17 protein-coding genes are annotated in these 17,975 nt (G+C 72.4%); 5 read left to right on the plus strand and 12 right to left on the minus strand.

The genetic code is table 11. The features are described 5' to 3' along the window. Positions 1-20 precede the first annotated feature (20 nt). Positions 21-815 carry an FHA domain-containing protein gene (locus ACWD5F_RS18205; RefSeq protein WP_401719570.1) on the minus strand — a complete coding sequence of 265 codons (795 nt, stop codon included), beginning with the start codon at positions 813-815 and terminating at the stop codon, positions 21-23. After that, positions 815-2,746, minus strand: coding sequence for a protein kinase domain-containing protein (locus tag ACWD5F_RS18210; protein WP_451255429.1), 1,932 nt, complete (start codon positions 2,744-2,746; stop codon positions 815-817). Before ACWD5F_RS18210 ends, ACWD5F_RS18205 begins: the two co-directional genes overlap by 1 nt. 302 nt (positions 2,747-3,048) lie before the next feature. On the opposite strand from ACWD5F_RS18210, the gene ACWD5F_RS18215 reads away from it, so the two are divergent. Then, a complete protein-coding gene (locus ACWD5F_RS18215; RefSeq protein WP_123998827.1) occupies positions 3,049-3,270 on the plus strand; it encodes a hypothetical protein in 222 nt (73 codons plus the stop codon). A 134-nt stretch (positions 3,271-3,404) separates the two neighbouring features. Then, positions 3,405-3,587 carry a hypothetical protein gene (locus tag ACWD5F_RS18220; protein WP_450357049.1) on the plus strand — a complete coding sequence of 61 codons (183 nt, stop codon included), beginning with the start codon at positions 3,405-3,407 and terminating at the stop codon, positions 3,585-3,587. 12 nt (positions 3,588-3,599) lie between these two features. Here ACWD5F_RS18220 and ACWD5F_RS18225 read toward each other — a convergent pair whose 3' ends face one another. The 5 genes from ACWD5F_RS18225 to ACWD5F_RS18245 form a co-directional block, all read right to left on the minus strand. Continuing rightward, complete coding sequence (locus tag ACWD5F_RS18225) at positions 3,600-4,805, minus strand: CU044_5270 family protein (RefSeq protein WP_451255432.1); 1,206 nt, start codon at positions 4,803-4,805, stop codon at positions 3,600-3,602. Then, positions 4,802-5,350 carry an RNA polymerase sigma factor gene (locus ACWD5F_RS18230; protein ID WP_451255434.1) on the minus strand — a complete coding sequence of 183 codons (549 nt, stop codon included), beginning with the start codon at positions 5,348-5,350 and terminating at the stop codon, positions 4,802-4,804. Before ACWD5F_RS18230 ends, ACWD5F_RS18225 begins: the two co-directional genes overlap by 4 nt. A 75-nt stretch (positions 5,351-5,425) precedes the next feature. Beyond that, positions 5,426-5,770, minus strand: coding sequence for an SCO4225 family membrane protein (locus tag ACWD5F_RS18235; protein WP_451255436.1), 345 nt, complete (start codon positions 5,768-5,770; stop codon positions 5,426-5,428). A 25-nt stretch (positions 5,771-5,795) separates the two neighbouring features. Then, positions 5,796-6,479, minus strand: coding sequence for a response regulator (locus ACWD5F_RS18240; RefSeq protein ID WP_451255438.1), 684 nt, complete (start codon positions 6,477-6,479; stop codon positions 5,796-5,798). Further along, positions 6,476-8,812, minus strand: a complete 2,337-nt coding sequence (locus ACWD5F_RS18245) for a histidine kinase (protein ID WP_451255440.1) — start codon at positions 8,810-8,812, stop codon at positions 6,476-6,478. Before ACWD5F_RS18245 ends, ACWD5F_RS18240 begins: the two co-directional genes overlap by 4 nt. Before the next feature lie 271 nt (positions 8,813-9,083). On the opposite strand from ACWD5F_RS18245, the gene ACWD5F_RS18250 reads away from it, so the two are divergent. Both ACWD5F_RS18250 and ACWD5F_RS18255 read left to right on the plus strand, forming a co-directional pair. Further along, positions 9,084-9,533, plus strand: coding sequence for a DUF5707 domain-containing protein (locus ACWD5F_RS18250; RefSeq protein ID WP_451255442.1), 450 nt, complete (start codon positions 9,084-9,086; stop codon positions 9,531-9,533). Between the two features lie 87 nt (positions 9,534-9,620). Next, positions 9,621-12,815 (plus strand): ATP-binding protein, encoded by a 3,195-nt coding sequence (locus tag ACWD5F_RS18255; protein ID WP_451255444.1) that lies wholly within the window; start codon positions 9,621-9,623, stop codon positions 12,813-12,815. Here the strand turns inward: ACWD5F_RS18255 and ACWD5F_RS18260 are convergent. From ACWD5F_RS18260 to ACWD5F_RS18270, 3 genes are all read right to left on the minus strand, one after another. After that, a complete protein-coding gene (locus ACWD5F_RS18260) occupies positions 12,793-13,587 on the minus strand; it encodes an ABC transporter permease (RefSeq protein WP_451255446.1) in 795 nt (264 codons plus the stop codon). The genes ACWD5F_RS18255 and ACWD5F_RS18260 overlap by 23 nt on opposite strands. Continuing rightward, positions 13,584-14,591 (minus strand): ATP-binding cassette domain-containing protein, encoded by a 1,008-nt coding sequence (locus tag ACWD5F_RS18265; RefSeq protein ID WP_451255448.1) that lies wholly within the window; start codon positions 14,589-14,591, stop codon positions 13,584-13,586. The genes ACWD5F_RS18260 and ACWD5F_RS18265 overlap by 4 nt, the downstream gene beginning before the upstream one ends. A gap of 91 nt (positions 14,592-14,682) precedes the next feature. Beyond that, positions 14,683-15,588: a helix-turn-helix transcriptional regulator gene (locus ACWD5F_RS18270; RefSeq protein WP_451255450.1), complete on the minus strand. Its 906-nt coding sequence runs from the start codon at positions 15,586-15,588 to the stop codon at positions 14,683-14,685. 163 nt (positions 15,589-15,751) lie between these two features. On the opposite strand from ACWD5F_RS18270, the gene ACWD5F_RS18275 reads away from it, so the two are divergent. Beyond that, positions 15,752-16,603, plus strand: a complete 852-nt coding sequence (locus ACWD5F_RS18275) for an aldo/keto reductase (RefSeq protein WP_451255452.1) — start codon at positions 15,752-15,754, stop codon at positions 16,601-16,603. Between the two features lie 51 nt (positions 16,604-16,654). Here ACWD5F_RS18275 and ACWD5F_RS18280 read toward each other — a convergent pair whose 3' ends face one another. Both ACWD5F_RS18280 and ACWD5F_RS18285 read right to left on the minus strand, forming a co-directional pair. Then, positions 16,655-17,338 (minus strand): response regulator, encoded by a 684-nt coding sequence (locus ACWD5F_RS18280; protein WP_451255453.1) that lies wholly within the window; start codon positions 17,336-17,338, stop codon positions 16,655-16,657. Beyond that, positions 17,338-17,973, minus strand: a complete 636-nt coding sequence (locus ACWD5F_RS18285) for a potassium-transporting ATPase subunit C (RefSeq protein WP_451255455.1) — start codon at positions 17,971-17,973, stop codon at positions 17,338-17,340. Before ACWD5F_RS18285 ends, ACWD5F_RS18280 begins: the two co-directional genes overlap by 1 nt. Positions 17,974-17,975 lie beyond the last annotated feature (2 nt).

Consider the following 17,975-nt stretch of genomic DNA (forward strand, 5'->3'; position numbering starts at 1 on the left):
GGTCGGTGTCGGCGGCGGACTCAGGCCGCGTCGATCAGTGCCAGGTCCAGCGGGACGAGCGTCGTCGACGTCAACAGGGCCCGGATCAGGTGGTCGTTGAGCGCGTTGCCGACCGGTTCGCCGAGTTCCTCGCGGGTCAGCCAGGGCACCCCGTCCCGGGACAGGCGGGTGCGGACGCCGTTGACCAGGTGCTCGACGCGCTTGTCCGTCCAGCCGGCGCCCGGCTGCAACTCGGCGAGTTCGGCGGCGGTCTGACGCCAGGTCAGCGGCTGTGGTCGCGGCTCGTGCAGCAGGTAGCGCCGGCCGAGGACGACCAGGGCGAGCTTCTCCTGCTCGGTGAGGACCCAGATCCGGGGCGGGCGGGTGACGTCCCCGTGCCGCGGCTGGGGCCGTTCGCCCTCGGGGCCGGTGACGTAGACCTCCAGCAGGTGCTCCCGCCCGCGGGAGCCGCCGACGAACAGCGGGGTGTAGCCGAGGTCCAGCGGCAGCGGCTCCTCGTCCCGGAACAGCAGCCGGGCACCGGCGCACCGGATCGGCAGCCGCCCCGCGTTGCTCACCCACCAGCGGCCGCCGCGATGGGTCAGCGTGCCCTGGTGGCGGCTCACCTGGGGATCGTCCTCGCCGAGACAGACGTGCACCTCGGGCCGGTTGCGCCCGAACAGGACCTCACGCCCTTCCCCGGGGCCCAGCGTCATGCCGCCGGTCAGCGCGAGCGCGAAGACGGTGCCCGGCAGCGGCGCGGACGCGCCCCGGGCGAGACTGCCGTGGCTCGCGGGGAGCGAACGGCCGCCCGGAGCCGACGGATGCGCGGTCATCACTCCGGCAGCCGCTTCGCGATGTTCCGCACGGCCACGCCCGCCAACTCCACCGCGGTGTCGCACAGTTGCCCGCTCGGCTCCGGCGCGTACACCGTCAGCTGGAACAGCTCGATCGTCTCGTCGCCGACGGAGTCCGTGTACGTGCGGTGCGGGGTCCGTACGGTGCAGCTGTCGTCCTCGGCCTCGTCGGCCACGTAGTAGCTCTTCGTGCCGGCGACGTCCACCGGCTTCCCGTCGTCCGTCAGGGAGTTGTCGCGGCTGTACTGGATCTGCACCTCGCGCTCGCCGTCGTCGCTGGACCAGTCGCAGTCCCAGCCGCCGAAGCCGCGGTCGTCGTTGTCCGCCTCGACACCGGGCAGGCGCTCGAGGGCGGTGGCGTCGAGCAGGGCGCAGGCGTCCACCCGGGCCAGCGAGTCGGCCGCCGGAGGTGACGGGCGGCGCGGGACCGGGCCGTCGGCCAGGATGCCCACGACGCGGTCGGTCGCCGCGTCCGCGAGGGCGCACGGGTCCGGGGACGAGGACGCGAGCCGCTTGCCGATGATCCGGATCTGCTGGCTGTCGGCGGTCTGCACGGCCCGTTCGCAGACGTCGCCGTCCCGCTTGAGGGTGACGACCGTGAGACCGTCGACGACCCGCGTGGCCTGGACCCCGTCGTACTCGTCCCGGTCGGCGTCGAGGTTGACCTGGAGGTCGGCGATGTCGTCACCGCTGCTGTTCTCCACCAGGACGTCACAGCGGTCGATCTCCCCGTAGTCCGGGTCGAGTTCGGTGGTCCCGAACCGGCTCAGGGAGGCCGCGTCGAGCAGCGCGCAGGGGTCCGCCGTGCGGTCGTCGCCGATGGTGCCCGCGCGTCCCGCGGCCGAAGTCGCCGCGGACGCCGAGGGTTTCGCGTCGGCACCGGCGGCCCGGTCGCCCCCGCCGTGGGAGTCCCAGGGGCCGAACAGGACGAGCCCGGCCGTGATCGCCCCGGCGGTGACCAGGGCGCCCGCGCCGATCGCCAGGGGGCGCCGCCGACGACGTACCAGACGCGGCAGGCGCAGGGTCAACGCCGAGAGGTCCAGGGTGCGGGTGGAGTGGTCGGGCAGCTGCGCCTGGAGGTGCGGGGGCGGTGGGGTCGCCTGCGTCAGGAGCTTGCGGGCGCCGGCCGCGTCGGGGCGGTGGCGGGGGTCCACCGTCAGCAGCGCGGCGAGCGGTTCGGTCAACGGGCCCGCCCGGCGCGCGGGTTCGATGTGGCCCTCCACGGCCCGGGCCAGATACGTCATGAGGTGCTCGGCCTCCCCGTACGGGGACCGGCCCTCGACCGCCGCGAACAGGGAGGCACCCAGGGAGAACACGTCGGCCTTCTCCCCCATGGGCAGCCCCTTGGCCAACTCGGGGGCCAGATACCGGGGTTTGCCGCGCACACCGCCCGTCACACCGTGCGTGCCGCTGTGCGTGACCTCGCTCCACAGGGCCCGGGAGATCCCGAAGTCCGTGAGCCGCGCGACGCCTTCGTCGGTGACGAGGATGTTCTCCGGCGTGACATCGCCGTGCACCACGCCCTCGTTGTGCGACTTCACCAGCGCGTCCGCGATCTGACAGCCGATCGAACCGGCCTCCTCGGGCGGCAGCGGACCGCGCTCGGCCATGATCTGGGCGAGGCTGCGCGAGGGGACGTACTCCATCACGATCCAGCAGGTGACGCCCTCGTCTATGTAGTCGAAGACGCCCACGATGTTCGGGTGGTGCAGCCGGCCCGCGTTGCGCGCCTCGCCCATCAGCCGGCGTGTGGCCCGGTCGTCGTCGAGCCGTGCGCACTTGACCGCGACCCGGCGCTCCAGCCGCTCGTCCCAGGCCCGCCACACGACTCCCATGCCGCCGCTGCCGATGGTCTCCTGCAACAGATACCGGCCGGCGACCCGATCGCCCGCCTCTGGCGTCACCAGCACTGCCCCACTCCTCGCCCGCCCCACCCGCCCGCGTGGCCCCGCCGACGGTCACGGAGTGTACTCAGCGTGCACACAGCAGTGATCCTGTTCACAGAACTTCACTGGGAAGAGCGCAGAACCCGCACAGCCGATCCTGGACGTTCTCGTCACTCTGTGTAGACACAACCTGCGAAGGGCGGTACCGACATGACCGTGAGTACCGCGCACGCGTTCCCGCGAACACGGTCCGTCATACATTCCAGCGCCGCAACGAAGTCCGCCGACCGCACCGAAGAGGTGCCCGCGGGCGCATACTGGTGACAATGACAAAGCCAGCTGCACCGAAGCGCTATTTGCCTACCAGCCCCTTCAAGGCCCCGGTCACGGCAGCTCCCAAGCATTTCGCCGTGGGCGACCGGGTCACACACGACATGTACGGCCTTGGCCGGGTGATCGGCGTCGAAGAAGGAATCGCGACGCTGGTGGACTTCGGATCCGTTCAGCACCGGATCCTCAGTCCGTACTCCAAGATGAGCAAGCTGTAGGACCGCCGTGCCCGGTCGGGCACGGCCGGCCTGCTCATCTCCCTGTAACGATTGGAAGCACTCTCATCGAAACCTCGCTGTTCTCCGCCCCCGAGGGGGCGCACGACCGTGCCGTCGCGGGCTCGCCCACTCCGGTGACCAACCCCTTCCAGGCTCCGGACTTCGCATCGGACTTCGAAGAGGACGAGACCGCCCTGCTCGACGACGACGTCGACGTACCTGTCGTACCCGTCGCGATCGTCACGAGCAGGGGCACGGGTTCGGGCCGGGGCAACAACAACCGGGGCAACGGCTCCTCCCGACGCAGGGCCGGCTGACCCCGAGGCTCTTCAGTACTTCGCGTTCTCCGGCACCGTGATCTGCCGCTCCGACCACCCCATCCGCGTGGTCGCCTCGTAATTCACCGTCGTACCGGCGGTCAGTCCCGCCTCGCGGGCGATGGCCGAGGGAGCGGTCAGGACGGTCTCCTCGGAGAGCAGAGCGCCGGTGGACGGATTCACCACCAGGCGCTGCTCGACCCCGCCCAGTACGGTCGCCGAGTCGACGGGCAGCGTGACGGCCATCCCCTTGCGGCCCAGCGGGTCGGTGGCGGCGGGCTGCACCCCGATACCCGGCAGCTCCGCCAGCACGCGGTACGCGGCGGCCCGGGTCGCCGGCGCGACCGGCATGGTGATGAGGTCGGCGGTGTGGCGCAGCATCCAGGCGGTGCGCCCCGCACTGGTCCCGGCGCCCCCCTCCTGTTCGTACAACCGCTCCAGTTCACCGCTCAACTTGTCGGCGTCCGTCGGGAGTTGACGCAGGTCCCGGTAGGAGATGTTCTCCGGCCCGAGCGCGTAGATCTTGTCGTCGGCGTTGGTGTGCAGGACGGTCGGAGTACCGGACCCGACCGTGTGACCGAGCCGCATCCGCCCGTCAGTACTCGCCGGCCCCTCCACCCGACGGGGTGAACCCGCCGCCGCCCAGGCCTTCTTGTCCGCCGGCGTGCGCGGCCCGGTCACGGAGTCGAGCCCTGACACCATCAGGCTCTCGGTCCCCGGACGGACCCCGACCGACCACTCGCCGTGCGACGTGCTGAGCAGGGTGTAGCGCCGCCCCTTCTCCCCCACGACGTCGACATTCGCCGTCTCCGTCGTCACCTGCCAGTACGTGCCCTCGGCGGCCGGACTCGCCGCCGCCTTCGCCACGCCGAGCAGCTCCATACGGCCGTTCACCGCCGTGGCACTCGCGGCCGGGGTCCGACTCTCCGCGCGGGTGCCCGCCGTTCCGTCCGAATGCGTCTGTACGAGGCCGGCGACCACGATCGCCGACGCGGCGACGGTCGCGACCGCACCGAGCGGCAGCAGCCGGGGGCGCAGCCAGGCCAGGGGGTGCGGCCCCGCGGTCTCCTCGCGCGCCTCGGCCGTGATGCGGGCCAGGTCCTCGCGCTGGCGCCGGGAGCCGGCCAGCAGCACCGGGTCCAGCTCGTCGGGGCGGGCGTCCGCGAGCGTCTTCATGACGTCGCGCCGCCGCGCGGAGCGTTCCTTCGTGTTCCTCATGCGAGTACTCCTTCGGGGTCGGTGCGGCGGGCCGCCGGGGCGGGCGGAACGGGCAGGGCGTCCATCGCCCGCTCCAGCCGACGGCGGGCCCGGTGCAGCCGGACGGTCAGGGTGGCGGTGGCGCAGCCCAGGACACGCGCGGCGTCCTTCGGGCTCAGTCCATGCCAGGCGATCAGCGTCAGCAGTTCGCGGTCGGCCTCGGACAGACTCGCCAGGGCCTGCAACGCGGCCTGCCGGTCGATCACGCCCGTCGCCACGTCCGCCGCCTCGGCCCCGCCGCCGCTGCCGACGCGCTGTGCCTCCCGCGCGGCCAGGGCGTACTGGTGGCTGTCCCGGCGCCGCAGCTCCCGCACCAGATTGCGGGCCACGCCGAGCAGCCACGGCAGCGCCGGCTGCGGCAGATCCCGCATCCGTCTCCACGCCACGGTGAAGGTCTCGCTGGTGATGTCCTCCCCGACCTGCCGTCCCACCTGGCTCGTGGCATAGGCGAGTACGCGCGGATAACACTCCTCGTAGACGTCCCGGAAGCGTTGGGCTTCAGTCACGCGCCGTCCCTTCGTGTCGGCTCTGTCACCGAGGAATGGGTGGGGCGGCCGGGTTATTACAGGGCACGGGGAAATTCAGCGGCGGCGCAGTGTGCGCGAACACCAGCCGATGACCGTGGCGTTGACCAGGGCCCCGAACGCGAGGGCGACGAAGAGCAGGACGGTGCTGTCGGGCAGGAGGAACCACACGAAGCTGGCCGGGGCGGTGGCGAAGGCCGGGACGACGGGCGCGAAGCCGACGTCCGCGTCGGGGTCGAGGAACAGGAACAGCAGCCACCCGAGCAGGCCGGCACAGACGGCCAGGTAGCCGAGGGCGACGAAGTCGGTGAGGTAGTGGCGCAGCCGTCGGAGCAGGGACGGGGGCGGGGAAGGGGAACGGGACGAGGGCAGGCCGGATCGGCCGGTACCGGTGCCGGTCACAGGGGTCTCCTTGAGCTCAGGGCCGTCAGAGGTGAGGGCCGGGTGGGTTCGGGCGGGTGAGGCCGAGGTCGTAGGCGAGGATCGTCGCCTGGACGCGGTCGCGCAGGCCGAGCTTGCGCAGCAACGCGTTCACGTGCGACTTCACCGTGCCCACGGTGATGCCGAGTTGCTCGGCGATCTCCATGTTGTTGAGGCCGGTCGCGAGCAGGGCGAGGACGTTGCGCTGGCTGCCGGTGAGGGTCTCCAGCTCACGCGGACCGCTGCCGGGCCGTGCGCCCGTCACCGGCCCCGACGCGTAGTGGCCGATGAGGCGACGGGTCGCGGACGGGGCGAGGACGCTCTCGCCGGTCGCCACCACCCGGATGCCGTGCAGGAGTTCGGAGGCGTGCACGTCCTTGAGGAGGAACCCGGAGGCCCCGGCGCGCAGCGCGTCGAAGACGTACGCGTCGAGGTCGAAGGTGGTCAACACCAGGACGCGGGGCGCGTTCTCGCGCCCGGTGATGATCCGGGTGGCGGCGATACCGTCCAGTTCGGGCATGCGTACGTCCATGACGACGACGTCGGGGGCCAGTTGCTCGGCGAGCCGGACCGCGGCGACACCGTCGGCGGCCTCGCCGACGACCGTCATGTCGTCCTCCGCGTCGATCACCGCGGCGAAGCCCGCCCGGACGATGCCCTGGTCGTCGACGACCAGCACCTTGAGACTCATCGCTCCCCCTCCTCGACGGCCGGCGCGAGCGGCAGCCGCAGACCGACCGTGCCCGGCGGGCCGGCGGTCAGTGTGCCGCCGAGCGGCGCGATCCGGGCCGTCAGCCGTTCCCGTACGGCTGTGCCGGCGGCGCCCGGGACCCCGGTGGCCGTGAGCGTCAACGTACCGTCGGCCGCGTCGAGTTCGAGGACGGCCGGCTCGTCGTCGCCGGTCGCCAGCAGGGTCTCGGCGGCGTGGTAGGCGGCGAGGTCGACCTCGGTGGGCAGGCGGTCCGGCACCCGGTCGGTGAGCCGGATCTCGACGTCACGGCCGGTGGCCCGGCACTGCTGGGCGAGCAGGTCGAGGGCCTGGAGGGTGGGCTGCGGGCGCAGGTCGGCTCCGCCGGTCTCGCCGTCCCTGACAGTGTCCAGCAGGGCGCGCATCGCGGCGAGTGCCTCGCGGGCGCGGGTCGCTGTCGCGTCCAGGCGGCCTGCGTGTGCCTCGGCGATCATGTCGGCGGTGCGGGCCAGGACGGTGGTTTCCAGGCCGGCGGCGATGCGTTGGCGTTCCGCCCAGGCGTCTCTTACGGCGGCCTCCGTCCAGGTCGCGAGGTTCTTGGTTTGCGTTGCCTGAGCTGTCCTGTCGCGCTTGTGGCGCACGGCTCCGCCGTAGTGGGCCGCGCCGACTATCAAGGCGGTGGCGGTAGTTGCTGCCATGGCTACCAGCCAGGTGGGGAGGGTTGTGCCGCGGTGGAGGACGGCGGTGGTGAGGGCGGTGGCATGTACTGCCGTGGCTGCAAGGGGAAAGACAAAGACAGAGATGGGGACTTGGGGTAGTGCGTACCTGCTAGCCGGTGGGGGCTGGTCGCGCAGTTCCCCGCGCCCCTGACGAGCCTGCAGCGCGACGCATGTTGGGACCATGCCCAGCATCGGTGGCAGCAGTACTGGGCCCGTGTAGTCGCCCACCGCCATCGCCATCGGCCACAGCAGTGCCAAGCCCAGCAACGCGCCCCGCGCCGACCGTGGAGCCTTGCGCAGCCAGAGCAACGCCACCGCCTGGGCCGCCGCCAGCAGCGCGAAAAGGACGCCTGCTGAGACTTGGGAGTTGGTCGGGGCCGATCCGTCGCGGATCACGATCACCCCTAGCAGGGGTTGGGCGAAGAGGCCGAACGCGGCGACCAGTTGCGCCGCTCGGTAACTCGGCGGGACCGCCTCCTCCACCGGGGCCGCGGTGCGGCCGGGCAGGGTCGCCCGTACCTCCCAACCGCCCTCCGCCGTCGGGCCGGTGGTCAGGGTGCCGCCCGCCTCACGGGCTCGGGAGCGCAGGAAGCCGGTGCCGCGGCCGCCGCCGAGGCCCGCGCCGTGCGCCACGACGCCGGTCGGCGGTGGCGCGCTGGTGACGACGACGTCGGTGCGGGTGTCGCCGTAGCGGCAGAGCACGGTGGTGTGGGCGCCGGGTGCGTGCCGGGCCACGTTGGTGAGGGCCTCGCGGACGATGCCGAAGGCCGCGTCCGCGACGGTGCCGTCGGGGAGGGGGTCGATCTCGAAGTCGACGGGCTGGTCGAGGCGGCGGAAGCCGGCCACCAGGGCCTTCAACCGCTCTTCCGGGGAGGGGAGTTCCTCGCGCGAGGGGGCCGGGGCCCGTACGGAGCCCAACGCCCGGGTGACCTCGCGGCCCGTCTCGACCGCGAACTCCAGCGCCTCGTCGGCGAGTTCGGGGCGTCGCTCGCGCAGTCCGGAGGCCGCGCCCACCGTGACCACCACGGCGGTCAGATGGTGGGCGCTGACGTCGTGCAACTCCCGTTCCATCCGGCGCCGTTCGACCGCCGGGAGCCGGTGCCGCTCGGTCTCGGCCCACTTGAGCAGGTGCTCGGCGGCCTGTCGCGCGTGCCGCCGGCGTCGTACGAACAGGCCCGTGCCGCACGCGGCGGCGTACAGCACCGCCGTCAGGACGAGGTCGAGGCCGTCGCGGTCGCTGAGGCCGTTCAGGGTGATGTTCTGGGCGAGTTGCCAGGCGGCGAGGGTCGCGACGCACAGCACGGCGGTGAAGGTGTCCCGCTCGGTCGCCACCGTGAAGAGGGCCAGCGCGACCCCCGCCGTGCCCAGGACCGCCGTACCGCCGGTGGGCAGTGGTCCGGCGCCGAGCGCGCAGGCGACGGCGATCACCATGAGGGCGACCACCGGGTAGGTGCGGCGCAGCGCGAGCGCGGCCGTCACCGGACCGGCGACCAGGGCGGCCACCAGCAGGGCGGAGCCGTCCGGGACGGTCCCCTGTGCGAGCGCGGCTCCGGGCCACACGGCGGCCTGGGCGCAGATCAGCAGGACCGGGAGCAACCGGTCATCGGTTCGATTCATGACGGTTCAAGGCTATGGGCGGGGGCGTGGGGCCCGGCTCAGGCTGAAGGGGGATTCGCGTCTCTTACCTGGGTTGCAGACGCGGGCCGCGAGCGGTCCCGGCCGCCCCTGGGTGGACGACCGGAGGGCTCTCTCTACCTCCGGTTCCACGTGGCGATCGTCCTTCCGCCCGAGGACCGCGCCGGGTCCCCGGACCTAGGCTCGATCACATCGAGGAAGCGCCGGACCAGCGCTTCCATCTCACCCACACCACCACACAGGGGGATCTCCCATGTCCAAGCGCGCTCTCGTCTCCTCGCTCCTCGCCGTCGCCGCCGTCGGCGGCATCACCGCCGGCGGTATCGCCATGGCCTCCTCGGCCACCGATCCGACCCTGACCAACGGCTCCGCCCGCTACGTCCCTACGACCGGTACCCGCGCCGGCACGTTCACCTACACCGCCGACGTCAGCGACGACTCCGGCATCCGCGGGCTCAACGTCGTGGCCTGGCCCGCGAGTTCGGAGCTGGCCCCGACCGAGGGGGACCTGCGGTTCGTGGACGCCGCCACCTGCGTGCGCACCTCGGACGAGACGTCCCGCTGCACCTACACCTTCAAGGTCACCGCGAAGGAGGCGGCCGAGGCCGCGCAGGGCACCTGGAACGTCTCCGCGCTGCTCACGGCCAAGGACGGAAACACGCTGTACGTCCCGGCCGCGGCCACCTTCGAGATGACGCGCTGAGCCGACGGCCTCCCGCGCGCGGCTCGGTCCGGCAGGGGGTGCGCCCGGGGCGGGCGGCGCCCGGCCGCCGGTGGATAACCTGCACGCATGACCACCGACCTGGCCCTGCTGTCCCGTGTCGCCTTCCGAGGGCGGGAGATCACCGCGCCCCGGCTGCGCGGGCTGTTGGCGTTGCTGGCGGAGGACCTGCGGGGCGGGTGCAGCACGGGGCGGCTGGCGGAGGGGCTGTGGGGGGACGACGGGGTGCCGGAGCGGCCGGGGAAGGCCGTGCAGGTGCTGGTGTCCCGGGTGCGGGGGCAGTTGGGGGCCGATGTCGTTCTGAGTACGCCCACCGGGTACCGGCTCGGGCTGGAGGCCGCGCGGGTCGACAGTTCCGCGCTGCTGCTGTTCGAGGCGGGCAGCGCCGAGCGGGCGCGGGGCGGGGACCACGCGGGGGCGTTGGCGCAGGCCGAGGCGGGGCTGGCGCTGTGGGACGGGAGCGTGGGCGCCGGGGCCGGTGAGGATCTGCACGATCCGGTGATCGCGCTGCGCGTCGCCCGGGTGCGGACCTTCCGTGCGCTGGTGCGGTCCCGGGCGCTCGCCCTGGCGCGGCTGGAGCGGCGGGAGGAAGCGGCGGGCCCGCTCGGCGAGTTGGCGCTGGAGGTGCCCCGGGACGAGGAGGTCCTCGCCGAGTTGCTGCGCTGCGAGGCGGTGACCGTCGGACGGGCCGCGGCGCTCGGGCGGTACGACGCCTATCGGCGCGGGCTGCGCGAGGAGCTGGGCACCGACCCCGGGCCCGGACTGCGGTCCGTGTACCAGGAGTTGCTCAAGGCGGACGCGCCGCCCGTCCGGCACGACGTCCCGCACGAGCCGAACCCGCTGCTCGGCCGGGACGCCGACATCGCCGCCGTCGGCGCGCTGCTGCGGGACGCCCGGGTGGTCACCGTCGTCGGACCGGGTGGGCTGGGCAAGACCCGGCTCTCGCACGCGGTGAGCCGGGCCGCCGCCCAACCCGTGGTGCACTTCGTCCCGTTGGCCGGCGTCACCTCCGACGACGACGTGACCGACGAGGTCGCCTCGGCCGTCGGCGCCGGTGAGGGCGGGCGGTTCGCCGGGGGCGGGGACATGGTGAGCGGCATCGTCGCCGCACTGGGCACCGGCCCCGCCCTGCTCGTGCTGGACAACTGCGAGCACGTCGTCGACGGCGCCGCCGACCTCGTACGGGAACTCGTGTCGCGATCCAAGGAGTTGCGGATCCTGGCCACCAGCAGGGCGCCGCTCGGGCTGAGTTCGGAGTCCGTGTACGCGCTGCCGGAGCTGTCGCCTGCCACCTCGGTCGAGCTGTTCGAGCAGCGGGCGCGGGCCGCGCGGCCCGGGGTGGAGCTGGACCCCGAGCGGGTCGCCGAGATCTGCCGGCATCTGGACGGCCTGCCGCTCGCCGTCGAACTCGCCGCGGCCCGCGTACGGGTGCTGTCCGTGGCCGACATCGCGCGCCGGTTGCAGGACCGCTTCGCGCTGCTGCGCGGCGGCGCCCGGGACGCGCCCGAGCGGCACCGCACCCTGCGGGCCGTGGTCGACTGGAGCTGGAACCTGCTGGAGCCCGACGGCCGGGCCGCGCTGCGCGCGCTGTCGGTGTTCCCCGGCGGCTTCTCCGAGGAGGCCGCCGAGTACGTGCTCGGCGAGAGCGGCGACGCGCTGTTCCTGCTGGAGCAGTTGGCCGGCCAGTCCCTGCTCAAGGTGGGCGACAGCCCCGCCGGCGTCCGCTTCCATCTTCTGGAGACGCTACGGGAGTTCAGCGCCGCCCGGCGCGCCGAGGCCGGCGAGGACGACGTGGTCACCGACCGGTTCCTGCTCTGGGCACGGGACTTCGGGCGGGCTCACCACGATGTCCTGTTCCGCGCCGACCCGTTGCCCGCCTGGCACCGCATCCGCGCCGAGCGCGACAACCTCGTGCTGGCCCTGCGCCACGCGCTGGCCCGCGCCGACGGACCCACCACCGCCGCCCTCACCGCCGTACTGGCCTCCCTGTGGGTCACCGACTCCAGCTTCGGCCGGGTCATCACGCTGTGCGCCGAGACCGGCGGCCCGCTGTCCCACTTCCGCCCCGGGCCCGACAGCCCCGAGGACGTGGAGACCGCCCGCACCGCCGCCACCATGTGCGCGGGCGCCCTCTTCATGGGCCTGGGCCCGCACGCCGTACGGCAGCTCGCCACCGTGCGCCGGCTGCCGCCCGCCCCGCCGGACACGGTCGTACGCGCGATGGCCGTGGTGCTCAGGGCCACCCCGGACATGCGTCCGCCCGAGTACGCGAGCCTCCAGGAACTGTGCGCGTCCGACGCGCCCCTGCTGTCGGGCATGGCCTGGGGCGTCCTCAGTTACGTCTGGGAGGCCGAGCACGAGACCGAGCGCGCGCTGGAGTGCGCCCGCCGTATGCCCGACACCTTGGGCGAGTTGGCCAATCCCGCCATGCGGCTGCTCAGCCATGGACGCATCAGCGAACTGTGCATGCAGGCCGAGCGGGGCGCGGAGGCGTACGACCATCTGCGGGCCGCGCTGCGCACGTTGGAGGAGTTCGACGGCTGGCCGGACTCGATCGGCGTCCGCTGGGGCCTGGTCCTGGCCTGTCTGCAACGCGGGGAGATCGACGAGGCGGAGTACTGGCTCGGGCTCGCGGCCCTGGACCAGCAGCCGGAGTCCGTCCGGATCTACGCCCCCGATCTGGCCGCCCGCGCGGAGATCGCGCTGGCCCGCGGGCTGACCGAGGTCGGGCTCGGGCTGTGGCGCCGGGCGGTGGAGCGGATCCGCGAGGACAGCGTGGTGCTCGCCCTGCGCGACGGCGATCCGTTCGTGGACCCGTGGGCCCTGGAGGTGCAGTCGGCCGCGGTGGCCGCGCATGCGCAGCAGGGGCGACCGGAGCCGGTGGCCGCGCTGGCGGGACAGTTGCGGGAGCGGCTGCTCGCGATGCTGACCGCTTCTTCCGGCTCGTCCGGCTCCTCCGGTTCCTCTGATCCTTCGGAGACCAGCTCCCCCCTTGAACTCCAGGTCCACGGCACGATGTTGACCGCGCTCGGCTTCGCCGGGCTGGCCGAGGGCGACCCGACGGCCGTACGGCTGGTGGCGCTGGCGGAACGGATGCCGGCGGTACGGGAGTTCCCCACCCTGTCCTCGGCCCGGTCCCGGCGGGCGGCCGAGAACGCCGACAGGGCGGCCTACGACGACGCGAGGTCGACGTACGCCACCCTGAACCGGGAGGAGCTGCGGGCCGCCGCACTGCACGAGCTCAGTGCCGGGGCTCGCGGTTGAACTTCGCCTTGGACCACAGGTAGCCGAGGACCGTCATGGCCAGGCACCAACCGACGGCCAGCAGTGCGTTCTTGGTGCCGATCTCGGTGCCGAGGAGCAGTCCGCGCAGGGTCTCGATGGCGGGTGAGAAGGGCTGGTACTCGGCGAACCAGCGGAACCAGCCCGGCATGGCGTCCACCGGCACGAACGCGCTGGACAGGAAGGGCAGCATGACCAGGGGGGTACCGATGTTGCTGGCGCCCTCGGGGTTGGGGCTGATCAGGCCGATGCCGACGGCGAGCCAGGTGAGGGCGAGGCTGACCAGGGCCATCAGGCCGGCCGCGGCGATCCACTCCACCGGTGAGGCGTCGGGCCGGAAGCCGATGGCCAGTCCGATGCCGAGGACGAGGACCAGCGCCATCATGGTCTGGATCACGCTGCCGATGACGTGGCCGATCAGCACGGAGGCGCGGGAGATCGCCATGGTGCGGAAGCGGGCCATGATGCCCTCGGTCATGTCGGTGCACACGGCGACCGCGGTGCCCAGCGAGGTCATGCTCACGGTCAGGCACAGGATGCCGGGGACGAGGTAGGCGATGTACTCGGAGCGGTCCGCGGGGCCGCCGGTGAGACCGGCGCTCATCACGTTGCCGAAGACGTAGACGAACAGCAGCAGCAGGATGACCGGGGTGAGCAGGAGGTTGAGGGTGAGGGAGGGGTAGCGGCGGGCGTGCAGGAGGTTGCGCCGCAGCATGGTGAGGTTGTCGCGGACGGCGTAGGAAGCGGTGCTCATCGGACGGTCTCCTTGGCGGTGTCGTTGCCGGCGGACTGCGCGGATGCGGACCGGGCGGGTACGGGACTTGCCGTGAGGGCGAAGAACACGTCGTCCAGGTCGGGGGTGTGCACGGAGAGTTCGTCGGCCTCGATGCCGGCCGCGTCCAACCAGTCCAGGACGGCCCGCAGTTCACGCTGGCTGCCGTCGCTGGGGATCTGAAGGGTGAGCGCCTCGTCGTCGCGGTTGGTCTCGCGCAGGGCGGTCGCGGCCCGCTCGTACGCCACCGGGTCGGCGAACCGCAGCCGCACATGACCGCCGGGGACCAGCCGCTTGAGTTCGGCGGCGGTGCCTTCGGCGACCAGCTTGCCGTCGTTCAGCACCGCGATGCGGTCGGCCAGTTGGTCGGCCTCCTCCAGGTACTGGGTGGTGAGGAAGACGGTCGTGCCGCCGGAGACCAGCTCGCGGATGATCTGCCACATGGTGTGCCGCGAGCGCGGGTCCAGACCGGTGGTCGGCTCGTCGAGGAAGATGATCCGCGGGCTGCCGACCAGGGTCATCGCGATGTCCAGGCGCCGCTTCATCCCGCCGGAGTAGGTCGACGCGGGCTTCTTCGCCGCCTCCACCAGGTCGAAACGCTCCAGGAGTTCGGCGGTGACCCGCCGGCCCTCGCTCTTGGGCAGGTGGTGCAGGTCGGCCATCAGGAGCATGTTCTCCTCGCCGGTGATCAGCCCGTCCACCGCGGAGAACTGCCCGGTGACCCCGATCGCGCCCCGCACGGCCTGGGCCTCGCCGGTGATGTCGTACCCGTCGATCCGCGCCTGTCCGCCGTCCGCGGAGATCAGCGTCGACAGGATGTTGACCACGGTCGTCTTGCCGGCGCCGTTCGGCCCGAGGAGCGAGAAGATCGTGCCGGCCGGCACGGTGAGGTCGATGCCGTCGAGGACGGTCTTGTCGCCGTAGGACTTCCGCAGCCCGGTGGCCGCGATGGCCGGCTGCTCGCCGGTGTGAGTGGTTGTCGTCATGCCGCAGAGCTTGCGGCCGGGGCGGTTCAGAACGGCTTCAGTGCGGTTTCAGTGCGCGGGGCCGGCGGTTTCAGCGGGCGGTGCGGTGGCTTCAGGGCGTTCGCCTCGGGGCGCTGAGCTGGGGCGCGGTCATGTCGAGCAGGAGCAGCGCGTCGTGGTCGGGGGTGCCGGGTTCGGCCGTGTAGACGCCGATGCGGCGGCCGGGGCTGCCTTCCAGGTGCAGGGACCGGGCGGTGAGCGTGATCGTTCCGACCAGGGGGTGCTGGAAGGTCTTCCGCGCGGGCTTGCGGCCCGTCACCTCGTAGCGCTCCCAGAGTCCGGCGAACTCGGGGCTCTTGAGGAGGAGTTCACCGACCAGCTGGGTCAGGTCGGGGGCGTCGGGTGCCGTGCCGGCGGTGGCGCGCAGCCGGGCGACGCACGCGGTGATCTGCCGGTCCCAGTCCGGGAACAGACTCCGGGCGGCCGGGTGGAGGAACAGGTAGCGGGCGAGGTTGCGCTGCTTGACCGGCCAGTCCGCGAGGCCCGGGTACAGCGCGAGGCCGCCCGGGTTCCAGGCCAGCAGGTCCATGCTGCGGCTGATGACATAGGCCGGGTTCGGGCGCATCGACTCCAGCAGCACCTTCAGGTCCGGGGACACCGTGCGGCCGGGCGCGGGCGGCGGCTCGGACGCGTACCGCGCGGAGCGGGCGGCCAGCTCGCGCAGATGCCCGTGCTCCTGCTCGTCCAGATGCAGGGCGCGGGCGAGCGCGTCCAGGACGGAGGGGCTGGGCCGGGTCTCCTTGCCGCGCTCCAGTCGTACGTAGTAGTCGATGCTGATCCCGGCCAGGGTCGCCAGCTCCTCCCGGCGCAGCCCCGGGGTGCGGCGCAGCCCGGCACCGACCGTGAGACCCACCTGCTCCGGCCGCGTCCCGGTACGCCTGGCCCGCAGGAACCGGCCCAGCTCGGCGCCCTCACTGCTCGCGCCCCGCCCGGCGGACGTGCCCTCGGATGCTGCCATGCCCTCAGTGTCACACCGCACCGACCTGCGGGGCGGGCCGGAGAGGGGCCCTGTCGTTACCCCCGAAGAGCCCGCCCTGGCAGGCGGGCGGACAGCGCGCGAGGGTGAAGGTGCCGGACACCGGAACGCTCCCCTCCGGAGCGGTGCACCTGAAAGGCCCCCCATGCAGTACGTCACCCTGAACAACGGCGTCGAGATGCCGGTCCTCGGCTTCGGCGTCTACCAGATCCCGCCCGAGGACACCGAGCGGGCCGTCTCCGACGCGCTCGCGGCCGGCTACCGCCTGCTCGACACGGCCGCCTCGTACGGCAACGAGGAAGCCGTCGGCCGGGCGATCAGGAACAGCGGCGTCCCGCGCGACGACCTGTTCGTCACCACCAAGCTGTGGGTCCAGGACGCCCCCGCCGAGGAGCACACCAAGCGCGCCTTCGAGACCTCGCTGACCAGGCTCGGCCTGGACCACCTCGACCTGTACCTGATGCACCAGCCCTACGGTGACGTGTACGGCCAGTGGCGTGCCATGGAGGCTCTGCACCGCGCCGGGCTCGCCCGGGCGATCGGTGTCGCCAACTTCTACCCCGACCGGCTGATCGACCTGATCCTCAACAACGAGGTCACCCCCGCGGTCAACCAGATCGAGACCCACCCGTTCTTCCAGCGCGCCGACTACCAGGACCTCATGCGCGAGCACGGGGTGCGGATCCAGTCCTGGGGCGGCTTCGCCGAGGGCAGGAACGACCTGTTCCGGCAGCCGCTGCTCAGCGAGATCGGTGCGGCGCACGGCAGGTCGGTGGCTCAGGTGGTGCTGCGCTGGCTGACCCAGCGCGGTGTCGTGGCGATCCCCAAGTCGGTCCGGCCCGAGCGCATGGCGGAGAACCTCGACGTCTTCGGCTTCGAGCTCACCGACGACCAGATGGCCCGGATCGCCGGCCTCGACACCGGTGCCTCGCTGTTCTTCGACCACCACGACCCGGAGATGGTCGCCTGGCTCGCCGGGCGCCGGGTGGACGCATAGGCACGGAGGCGCGCGGCACGGAGGCGCGCGGCCTGTGCCGCCGTCCGCCGCTCAGCCCTCGAACCGGTACCCCATCCCCGGCTCGGTGATCAGATACCGCGGATGCGACGGATCCGTCTCCAGCTTGCGGCGGAGCTGGGCCATGTAGACGCGCAGGTAGTTCGTCTTGTTGCTGCGGGTCGCGCCCCAGACCTCCTGGAGGAGGTGTTTCTGGGTGATCAGGCGGCCCGGGTTGGTGATCAGGATCTCCAGGAGGTGCCATTCGGTGGGGGTGAGACGGATGTCCCGGCCGTCCCGGACCGCCCGCTTGGCGAGCAGGTCGACGGTGAAGTCGGCCGTCCGCACGAAGGTCGGTCCGGTGTCGGCCGGGGGCTCCTCGGTGCGGCGGACCGCCGCCCGCAGCCGGGCGAGGAGTTCGTCCATGCTGAACGGCTTGGTGACGTAGTCGTCGGCGCCCGCGTCGAGCGCGGCGACCTTCTCCTCGGAGGCCTGCCGGGCCGACAGCACCAGGATCGGTACGCGGCTCCAGCTCCGTAGGCCCCTGATGACCTCGACCCCGTCCATGTCGGGCAGGCCGAGGTCGAGGACCACCACGTCCGGCCGGCCGGTGGCCGCCAGCCGGAGGGCCGTGGCGCCGTCGGGCGCCGCGTCCACTCCGTACCGGCGGGCCCGCATGTTGATCACGAGCGCTCGTACGAGCTGGGGGTCGTCTTCCACGACCAGCACCCGGGTCATCAACTTCCCTTGGTCACGAGGTCCTTGAGGGCGATGTTGAGTTCGAGGACGTTGACCCGGGGCTCGCCCATGAAGCCGAGGGTGCGGCCTTCGGTGTGGTTCTTCACGAGCTTCTCCACCTGCGCGACCGAGAGGTGGTTCTTCTCGGCGATCCGGTGCACCTGGAGCTCGGCGTAGGCCGGGGAGATGTCCGGGTCGAGGCCGGAGCCGGAGGAGGTGACGGCGTCGGCGGGGACCTGGGAGGGCTTGACCGTGTAGCCGGGCACGGAGTTGTCCTTGACGACCTTGGCCCGGGCGTCCTCCACCTGCTTGATCAGCACCTTGCTGTCGGCGGAGAGGTTGGTGGCGCCGGACAGGATCAGCTTGTACTGCGTGTTGACCGAGTTCTCGCCGAGCCCGTTGGCCGGGCGCGGCTGGAAGTAGTCCAGGCTGTAGCCCTGTTGGCCGATCAGCGACGAACCGACCACCTTGCCCGCCGACTTGATCTCGGAGCCGTTCGCCTTGTTGTTGAACAGCCCCTGGGCGATGCCGGTGACGACCAGCGGATAGATGACGCCGGTCACCAGGGTCAGCACGAGGAGGGCACGCAGGCCCGCCCCGAGCAACCGGGCCGTGTTGGATACGGAGTTGTTCATGG

It is taken from the genome of Streptomyces sp. NPDC002499 (genome assembly GCF_053595415.1).